The organism is Virgibacillus carmonensis (assembly GCF_057836705.1).
In genome coordinates, this window is sequence record NZ_JBYQFJ010000431.1 from 1 (window position 1) to 510 (window position 510).

The 510-nt window shown below is 33.9% G+C and carries 2 pseudogenes; both read right to left on the reverse strand.

The window, feature by feature from the left end:
* Window positions 1–231 (reverse strand): annotated as a pseudogene (locus tag AC3G7N_RS22725) (hypothetical protein); the annotation flags it as partial.
* A gap of 133 nt (window positions 232–364) precedes the next feature.
* Window positions 365–510: pseudogene (locus AC3G7N_RS22730) on the reverse strand (flavin monoamine oxidase family protein); the annotation flags it as partial.

Consider the following 510-nt stretch of genomic DNA (forward strand, 5'->3'; position numbering starts at 1 on the left):
TATTCCGCCAGATATAATCCCAAGTGTTGAAAATATCTGCAATTTCCTGGTCCCACTTTTTCCGTTCGAACCTTGTTTAGCGAAGAGTAACAGGATTATTATAAATAATGTAGTGGTAAGGAAGTTAAAGATGTTCATATTTAGGTCTGGATGCTTTGCAGAGGGCATCAAATTTGTTGAAAAAGCCAACAAATATGAGCATATTAACAGAAAGAAAAATTTATTTGTCATATTGTTCCCTCCCTTAGATTGCTTGCTTCTTTCAAAATCCAGCAATGTTAATGATATTATTATACGTAAATTCTATCATAATTTCCCTACTATCCATCTTAATTTTCTGAAATGAAAACAAAAAAAAGATCGTTTAGACGCGATCTTTTTTCTCAACTAAATTAATGGTTTGATAAACTGCCTGCTCAGCTGACCGAAGTGCTCCTTCAAGATGTCCGCTAAATTGTGCATTCGTTTCTGTACCGGCAAAAATAATTTTCTTTTCCCATACACCTTCTA